Annotated in this window: 9 protein-coding genes; 1 reads left to right on the top strand and 8 read right to left on the bottom strand. The window is 60.1% G+C overall.

Going from position 1 to position 8,462, the window contains the following annotated elements:
* Positions 1–126 precede the first annotated feature (126 nt).
* The 8 genes from IE166_RS20485 to IE166_RS20450 form a co-directional block, all read right to left on the bottom strand.
* On the bottom strand, positions 127–762 hold the full coding sequence (locus tag IE166_RS20485; RefSeq protein WP_189507693.1) for an amino acid ABC transporter permease: 636 nt from the start codon (positions 760–762) through the stop codon (positions 127–129).
* 9 nt (positions 763–771) lie between these two features.
* On the bottom strand, positions 772–1,116 hold the full coding sequence (locus IE166_RS20480; RefSeq protein ID WP_385966363.1) for a type 2 periplasmic-binding domain-containing protein: 345 nt from the start codon (positions 1,114–1,116) through the stop codon (positions 772–774).
* 278 nt (positions 1,117–1,394) lie between these two features.
* On the bottom strand, positions 1,395–1,913 hold the full coding sequence (locus tag IE166_RS20475; protein ID WP_189507691.1) for a carboxymuconolactone decarboxylase family protein: 519 nt from the start codon (positions 1,911–1,913) through the stop codon (positions 1,395–1,397).
* 9 nt (positions 1,914–1,922) lie between these two features.
* Positions 1,923–2,837, bottom strand: a complete 915-nt coding sequence (locus IE166_RS20470) for a branched-chain amino acid ABC transporter permease (RefSeq protein WP_189507689.1) — start codon at positions 2,835–2,837, stop codon at positions 1,923–1,925.
* Positions 2,834–3,694 (bottom strand): branched-chain amino acid ABC transporter permease, encoded by an 861-nt coding sequence (locus IE166_RS20465; protein WP_189507687.1) that lies wholly within the window; start codon positions 3,692–3,694, stop codon positions 2,834–2,836. The genes IE166_RS20470 and IE166_RS20465 overlap by 4 nt, the downstream gene beginning before the upstream one ends.
* On the bottom strand, positions 3,694–4,425 hold the full coding sequence (locus tag IE166_RS20460) for an ABC transporter ATP-binding protein (protein WP_189507685.1): 732 nt from the start codon (positions 4,423–4,425) through the stop codon (positions 3,694–3,696). Before IE166_RS20460 ends, IE166_RS20465 begins: the two co-directional genes overlap by 1 nt.
* Positions 4,422–5,177: an ABC transporter ATP-binding protein gene (locus IE166_RS20455; protein ID WP_189507699.1), complete on the bottom strand. Its 756-nt coding sequence runs from the start codon at positions 5,175–5,177 to the stop codon at positions 4,422–4,424. Before IE166_RS20455 ends, IE166_RS20460 begins: the two co-directional genes overlap by 4 nt.
* Before the next feature lie 2 nt (positions 5,178–5,179).
* Entirely contained in the window at positions 5,180–6,397 is a 1,218-nt protein-coding gene (locus tag IE166_RS20450; RefSeq protein WP_189507684.1) for an ABC transporter substrate-binding protein, read from the bottom strand.
* A 262-nt stretch (positions 6,398–6,659) separates the two neighbouring features.
* Here IE166_RS20450 and IE166_RS20445 point away from each other — a divergent pair, with 262 nt between their 5' ends.
* Entirely contained in the window at positions 6,660–8,006 is a 1,347-nt protein-coding gene (locus IE166_RS20445; RefSeq protein ID WP_189507682.1) for an LLM class flavin-dependent oxidoreductase, read from the top strand.
* Positions 8,007–8,462: the final 456 nt, after the last annotated feature.

Raw genomic sequence — 8,462 nt, 5'->3', positions numbered from 1 at the left:
AAGCCGATGATCGCTGCACCTATGCAGCTTGCCAACGCTACAGCCAGGGTTGTGCCGAGCGCGCTGAGGATGATGGGCACACTCGAAACTGCGAAATCTGGATCAAATCCCACCGAAACGCCCTCCCTATTTGCCGATGCGCGCCTCCAGCCAGCGTCCCATCAAGGCAATGGGATAACAGACGACAAAGAAGGCCATGAGCAGCGCGGTATAGATGGCGATAGGATTATATTCGATCTGGGCGATTTCCTTGGCCGTGAACGTCATGTCCGTCAGTGTGACCAGGGAGACCAGCGCTGTTCCCTTCACAAGCTGAATGAGGGTGTTCACGAAAGTCGGGCTCATCGCAACCAAGGCCTGAGGAAGCTCAATCAGCAACAGTGTGGTGGCGCGCGACAGTCCGAGCGCCTTCCCCGCCTCCCTTTGACCGGCAGGCGGGGCTTGCAGCCCCGCCCGCACTGCCTGGCTGGCATAGCCGCCGGCGTTCAGACCAAGAACCATGGCGCTCACCGTCCAGGCCGACAGCGTTACGCCTACCACCGGAAGCGTGTAGTAGAAGAAGAACAGGAGGATGATGACGGCAGAACCGCGCCAGAACTCGATGATGCAGGTAACCGCAAGGCGCGCGATCCCTCGGGTAAGATATTGGGCGACCCCGAAAAGAAGCGCGAACGGGACTGCGAAGACGAAGCCGTAAACAGTCACGGCTGCGGTGGTCCCAAGCCCCCGAAGGATGCCCAGCCAGATATCCAGAATGGTCATGGCAATCCGTCACGGCTTGGTAGCGCAGATTGCGGCGGTGGTCGCGCCAGACGGCACCATCTCCGGCTCACCGAGGCCGTACTTCTTCATAATTGCTTCGAAGCGGCCGTCTTTCTTGATCTCCGCCAACTGCTGGTCGTAAACGGCGCGCAAATCGTCGTCTTCATGCCGGAACGCAATTGCAGAGACGTTTAATTCCGCTTCCTCCACATCAAAGGGCAAGGCCCGTTCTAGTCCTTGAGCCCCCTGCCCTCCTAAGATCCCGATGACTGTCACTGAAGACAAAACCGCCACATCAACGCGTCCCGCCCGAAGCGCTGAGACATTCGCTTCAATGTGGGGAAAAAGCAGCATGCGCGACTCCGGCACTCCCGCGGCCGTGGCATTCCGCGTGACGACGCTCCCTCGGCCAGCGCCCATGACGAGATCGTCGTTGCCAGCGATGTCGGCATGGGTCCGCCGGATCGTCAATGTGCCCGGTCAACGCCCACGACGCCGCAGCGATCCTGATTTCGTCGCAGTGCTTGCGGAGATCGCGGATCTTCTAGAAACGTGAGGACCTGACCTCGATCACGCGAGCCGCTGACAATTTTTGGCCATTCCGGCAAGCAAAGCTCGTCACGTCTGCCTTGTTAAACGGAGACCTGCAGAACGTCATTGAAGCGATTGAAGGCGCCGCACAGGGCGATGCGCCAGGTCAGTTCGACGATCTGCGCTTCCGAGAAGTGGGCGCGGAGATCCTCGATCACCTGATCCCGGATGCGATGCCAATCGCTGGAGACAGCGATGGCGTAGTCGATGACCAGACGGTCGATCTCTGTCAGCGGAGGGTAGGCTTTCAAGTCCTCAAGCGTCTCGACGCCTTCCAGAACAAGGCCGGCGACAGCGAGTTTGGGAGCATGCTGGTCGATGCAGAAGTCGCATTTGTTGACCAGCGAAACCGTGATGATGGCGAGTTCAAGATAACGCTTGTCGAGAACCGCTTCGTCGGAAAGCTGCGTCAGAAGCTTCCAATTATGCTCGAAGATCGGCAGGCGGTTCGCCATGACACCAGCTTGGCCGGCGAAAGGTCCGTAGGCCAGCATCTTGTCCCAAAGGGGACGTTGCTCTTCAGGAAGGTCGTCACGACCGAGGGCGGAAACGCGGGGCATTGTATTTCCTCAGTTTTTTAAGTCAGATCCAGCGCGGACGGTCGGACGCTCCCGGCCAAATCCTGCAGGCTTGATGATCAGCAGGACGACCAGCGCGGTGCCAACCGCAATCAGGCGCAGGGATGCAAGGGTGGCGCCGTCGAGGCCCGGCACATAATCCACCAGAAACCGGCTTCCTTCCAGTACGAAGACGAGCACGAAGGCGGCAAGGAGTACGCCGGGGTTTGATCCGCGGCCGCCGACCACCACCGCCATGAAGGCATAGGCTGTGATGATGGGGGTGAACTGGGTGGGGTCGATATAGCCGTAATAGAAGGCATGGAGCGAACCGGCCAGGCCGAGGATGGCGCCGCCGAGCGCGAAACTGCGCAGGCGAATGGTGAGAACGGAACGCCCGAGCGAGCCGACAATGTCGGGATCATCGCGCGTCGCACGCATCAAACGGCCAAATGGCGACGCGGAAACGAGTGAAAGCACGACATAAACAACGCAAAGCGCCGATATGGCGAGGATGATAAAGGCGAGATCGCTCCATTGCGCGGACACCAGGCCGGCAAAAGGACGGGTGATGCCGGACACGCCGAGCGTGCCGAAGGTCAGCCAGTCTTCGTAGCTGATAAACAAGCGGATGCATTCGGCGAAGCCGAGCGTGACGATCGCGAGATAATCTTCGCTCAGCCGGATCGAGATAAGGCTGACGAGCGCAGATATCGCGGCGGTTGTGAGGATGGCGAGCGTCATCGCTACGAGCGGGTTCAATCCCCACCTGACCACCAGCAGGCCGCAGATATAAGCGCCCAGCATGTAGAAGCCGAACAGACCAAAGTTCACCAGCCCACCCATGCCCCATTGCAGGTTCAGCGCCAGACCGGCGAGGGTGAAGATGACGACGACGGAAAGCGTGGCGATCAGATAAGGGATCATCGCTGCACCCACTTCGTTCCGAACAGACCCCAGGGGCGGAGCATCAGCAGAGCTGCCATGATCACGAAGGCGACGATCATGCGATAATGCGGGGGAAGGAAGAGCGTGGACACTTCTTCCGCCATGCCAAGCACGAGCGCTCCGGCAACGGCTGCCATGGGGCTGGCGATGCCGCCGAGGATCGCGGCAGTAAAGATCGGCAACAGGTAGTTCCAGCCCATCTGGGGTTCGATGCTGGTATCAAGACCAATGAGCACGCCGGCGAGCGCTGAGAGCCCGCCGGAGAGCGCCCACACCACCGCAATGACGCGGCCACGTGCGATGCCGCGAACCGAGGCGAGTGCGGCGTTATCGGCAACGGCCCGCATGGCGCGGCCAAGGCGGGTGAAGCGGAAGACGAGCCAGACGAGGATGAGCGCGCCTAGCACGGTGATCAGGATAATGAGCTGTTCCTGATTAACGCGGATGTCGAAGAAGCGCTGCGGCCTTGCGACGGGCACGTCGAAGCTGCGGGGTGAATTTCCGGCAAACAGTCGAACGACATTCTCCAGCGCGATGGCTACACCCATGGATGCGACAAGCAAGGTGAGGCCCGAGCGCTCGCGCATATGGCGGTAAACAAGCGCATCGATGGAAACGGCCAGACTTGCAACCGCGACGCTCCCGATTATGGCCGCAACCCAGAATGGGAGAGCAAGAGCGACATTAGCCCACCAGGTCACGAACGCACCGACGGTGACATAGGAGCCGATCGCGTAATTGGCGAAGCGCAGCACGCTGAAAGACAGCGCCAGAGCCAAGGCAGGCAAAGCAAGGATCAGGCCCGTGGTCAGCCCATTCACGAGTAGCTGGCCCATCAGGCACCTCCCAGATAAAGGCGGCGGATCGCAGGATTTCCCAATATGTCCGATGCCGTTCCTGAAAGCTTCACCTCACCCGAGACCAGCACCAATCCGGTATCGGACGCGCCGAGACCCAGTCGCGTATTCTGCTCGATCAGGAAAAGGGTCACGCCAGTGCGTGCGATGCGCGAGATGATTTTGAACAACAGTTCGGCATTGCGCGGAGAAAGGCCGGCGGATGGCTCGTCGAGCGCCAGCAGAAAGGGTTCCGGCATCAGCGCGGATGCCATGGCGACCATCTGGCGCTGACCACCCGACAAGAGACCGGCGCGGGTCGACAGCTTGGGGCGGATTTCGGGGAAGAGGTCGAGCACTTCTTCCAGCCGCCGATCGAAACGTTTGGCTGGTCTTTGCTGGATGAAGTCCACACCAAGCCGCAGGTTTTCAAGCACGGTCATGTTGGGAAAGACATTCGCTTCCTGCGGCACATAGCCGATCCCGGCATTGGCGCGTTGCGAGGGCGACAAAGGCGTGATGTCTTCTTCGTCCAGCAGGATGCGGCCTTCGATTGGCCGGATCAGGCCGAGCACCGTCTTGATGAGCGTTGATTTTCCGGAGCCATTGGGGCCGACAACCGTCAGGATTTCGCCGGCATGAGCGGTAAAGCTGACACCGCGCAGCACGGGCTGGCCGCCATAGCCGGCTACGAGGCCGGTCGCGGTCAGGCTCTTTGCGGTAACACTCATGCGCCAACCCCGAGATAAGCGCGCGCGACATCATCATTGGCGGTGACGGCTTGAAACGTGCCTTCAGCCACGAGTTTGCCCTCGGCCAGGGCATAGACTTGATCGCACAGGGCGGCGACCATCCCCATATTGTGCTCGACCATGCCAAAGGAGACGCCGTCTGCCACGAGGCTGCGAATGAACTCGGTGATCTCGCCGATCCGCGTAGGGTTCACCCCAGCACTTGGCTCGTCGAGCAAGATGAAGCTCGGCTCGAGCATGAGCACGCGGCAGAGGTCGAGCAGCTTCTTTTGGCCGCCGGACAAAGCGGCGGAGGGTTGATCGGCCAATCGCCAGAGATCGACGCGCAGAAGCAGGCCGCGTGCCTTCTCGATCATATGCGCCTGCCTGGCCTTGATGGCTCTACGGCGAAACAAAGCCGCGCCGATGCCTTCGAGCACGCGCTGCGGCTGGGCGACCAGCAGGTTCTCCAAAACGGTCAAGCCAGCCAAATCACGCGACAGTTGAAACGAGCGGCCAAGCCCGAGCCGGGCGCGCAAGACCGGTGGGCGGGATGTGACATCCTCGCCGCCGAACAGAACCTGGCCGGTTGTAGGAACGACCGAGCCGGCAAGCACGGAAAACAAGGTCGACTTGCCGGCACCGTTCGGACCGATCAAGCCTGTGACCATGCCGCTCCGGAGCTGCACGGACAAATCGTTCAGCGCCGTGAAGCCGCCATAACGGACGGTGAGGTTGCGGCCTTCCAGCATTATCAGCGAATGACGTCGATCAACTGGCTTTCGCCATCCTTGATGATAAAGTGCCCGTAAGCGAGGTTGGACTGGTCGCCGTTGGCTTCGAAGCGGAAGTCAGAGGCCGCGCCGGAATAGCGGAACGGGGTGCCTGCGCGCAGCGCTTCGAGTGCCTTGACCGGATCGCCGATGGACGTGCCTTCGCCGTTTACGAGCTCGGGGAAGACCGCGCCCACCTTTGCGCCTTCGGTCGAGCCGGCCTTTTCGATTGCCAGCGCGGTCAGCACGATCTGGTCGAACACCTGGGCGCCAAAGCTCATCACGGTGCCTTCCGGCTTGTTGATCCGGTTTAGATACAAAGCATAGGCTTCCGAGTTCTCGACCGGAACGTGCTGGGTGTGATGAACGCCTTCTGCCAGCTCCTTGCCGACATTGGCGACGAACTGGCCGTTGGATCCAGCCGCATTGCCATAGGCGTAGATCTTGCCCTCATAGCCGTTGCGATAGGCTTCCTTCACCACGGCGGAAAGCTCGTTGACATAGGCTGCCACGAAGATCGCCTCGGGATCGCCTTCCAGGATCTTGTCGACTTCAACACGGTAGGATGGCTGGCCGGGATTGAACGGGATTTCCCGCAGGATCTTGCCGCCGCCTGCGGTGAACGTGTCCTTGAAGGGCCCGATGGTGGACAGGGTAAAAGGCGTCTGGAGGACGAGCACGGATGCCGTCTTCACGCCATCCTTCAGGAACGCCTTGCCGAAAGCATCGCCCCAATCCTTGCCGTTGGTCTGGAAACGCCAGACGAGGTTCTTGTTGTCGCCTTGAGTGATCTCGTCGGCCGAACCGTTGGTGGTGAGGACCACGCCTTTCTCGATAGCGATGGGCTTCACGGCAAGGGCGACCGCGCTCGACCAGACGCCTGCGATGGACACCACCTTGTCGACATCGATCAGCTTGCGGGCAGCGGCGACACCAGCGGTCGGCTGTGTCTCGTCGTCGGCGACAACGAGTTCGAGTTTCCGTCCAAGAACGCCGCCTGCATCGTTGATGACGGCGACGGCCGCGCGTGCCGCTTCCTCTTCTTCTTTGCCGTATGGACCGCCTGAGCCGCTGAACGGAGCGAGCAGGCCGATTTTGATCGGGCCTTCTTGCGCGACAGCTGGCAGACTGATCCCGGCGAGCGAAGCAAGGAGCGTGGCGCCGATCAGTGCACGGCGTGAGACCTTCAACATATTCATCCGTTTTCTCCTTGGTCGCGTGTCGGGTTCCGACCCGCCACTGGCAACAACCCCGGCGTTATAGGCCGCATAAGAGAGGTTGAAGCGCGTTGTGGGGACGGCTAAGTCGGCGCGGCGAGTACGTTCGCCGACAGTGTGTGTCAATCGAAGAGCAGATGCTGGCTGTGCAAACGCAAAGCGGCTTTCGTGACCGATCTTTTTTGGAGAACACGGTTCGAACAGCTGCTCATTATTTAGAGCTTTATTCCAAGAGGCATTTTCAATGGCCCAAGAGTTGCGACTCAATACTTTCCAGATGTGCGCACCCGTCCACAACTGGGCCGGTCTATGGCGCCTCCCGGGTGACCAAGCCGTGGATTATAATCGTCTGGATTACTGGACGAACATGGCGCAAACGGCTGAGCGCGGATTGCTGGACGCCATCTTCATCGCTGATGTGTTCGGCGTTTACGACGTGTATGGCGGCTCTCCCGAAACCGCGCTGCGGGCGGGTGCGCAAATCCCGAACATGGATCCCGTGGTGCCGGTGTCGGCCATGGCCCATGTCACGAAGAATATCGGCTTTGGCATAACGGCCAATCTTAGCTTCGAGCATCCGTTTCAGATGGCGCGACGGTTTTCCACCCTCGACCATATGACCGACGGCCGCATCGGCTGGAACATCGTGACCGGCTATCTGGAAAGCGGCGCGCGCGGCATGGGGCAGGCGCTTCAGACCGAGCATGATGCGCGCTACGACGTTGCCGAGGACTTCATGGCGGCGATCTACAAGCTGTGGGAAGCTTCGTGGGAAGACGGTGCAGCGCTTCGGGATGTCGCTGGAGGCATCTTCACCGATCCCGCGAAAGTCCACGCCGTTCATCATGACGGGCCGCATTTCAAGGTCGATGGTATCCAACTGTCGGAACCATCGCCGCAAAGGACGCCGGTCCTGTTTCAAGCCGGAACGTCAGACCGTGGACGACAGTTCGCGGCGCGCCATGCGGAATGCGTCTTTATCAACGGTCCCAGCCAGAAAATCGCCGCCGGCACCGTAACTAAGCTGCGGGACGCCGTCAGGACCGAGGATCGCAACCCGGCCGATGTCACGGTGTTTCTCGGTGCCAATGTCATCATCGCGCCCACTCATGCCGAGGCGCGGGATCTTCACGCCGAATACACCCGGCATCTTGATGCTGCCGGGCAACTTGCTCTTGTATCCGGATGGACGGGCATGGATCTGTCGACGCTTGCACCGGAAGATGTGGTTCCCTTTGCTCGTTCCAATGCGATCCAGAGCACGCTGGAGAACATGACCTCCAAGGCGCCGAAGCCGATCCTGGCGTGCGACCTGGTTGCCCTCGATGCAACAGGGGCCCGTGCTCCCTTCTTTTACGGAACGGCTTCCGAGGTTGCGGATCAGCTGTTGGATTGGGCTGAGGCGACTGGGGTGGACGGCTTCAATCTGGCGCGGCTGTCGGTACCCGCAACGCTGGACTCGATCGTTGATCACCTCGTGCCCGAGTTGCAATCGCGCAAGCGCTTCAAGACACGCTATGCCGAAGGGACGTTGCGCGAGAAACTTGGGGCGTCTTCATCTCGGTTGCCTGACACCCACGGCGGGCGGTGAAGAATTCTTGAAAACTAGAAGCCGCAATTTTTTAGGTAGAAGCGGTTGCTTACTGTGTCGCCTCAAGATGAGGTTTTCGGCCTCGGCTGAGGTTTATCTGACTTGATGCGTTTTATGGTTCAGGGTCAGCGTGATCATCGCGACCCAGGCAATTTAGCGACCGTGTGCGATGTGAACTTTGGGCGAACCTCGCGATCGCGCTGGGCTCTACGCCGCACCGATGGCGTATTTCAATCGTCCCTGTCGCCAGTGTCTGACACCAGCACGGCATAGATAGTACCCGCGCATCCTTGGTCTGGAGCTGGGTTATCCTGATTTAACGCTCGTATAGATCAGCTTTTAGGGATGGGGTTGGTTACCATGAACGACCGCACTAGAGTCAGAAGAGGAACGGCTGCTTTTGCCTGTGCGATCCTGAAGGCGGACAGTCTGCTTTCGGCCAGCATTTATCGTAAA

The organism is Tianweitania populi (assembly GCF_014652875.1).
GTDB lineage: Bacteria > Pseudomonadota > Alphaproteobacteria > Rhizobiales > Rhizobiaceae > Tianweitania > Tianweitania populi.
The sequence above is the reverse complement of the archived record's forward strand: the minus strand, read 5'-3'. Positions and strand labels throughout refer to the sequence as shown.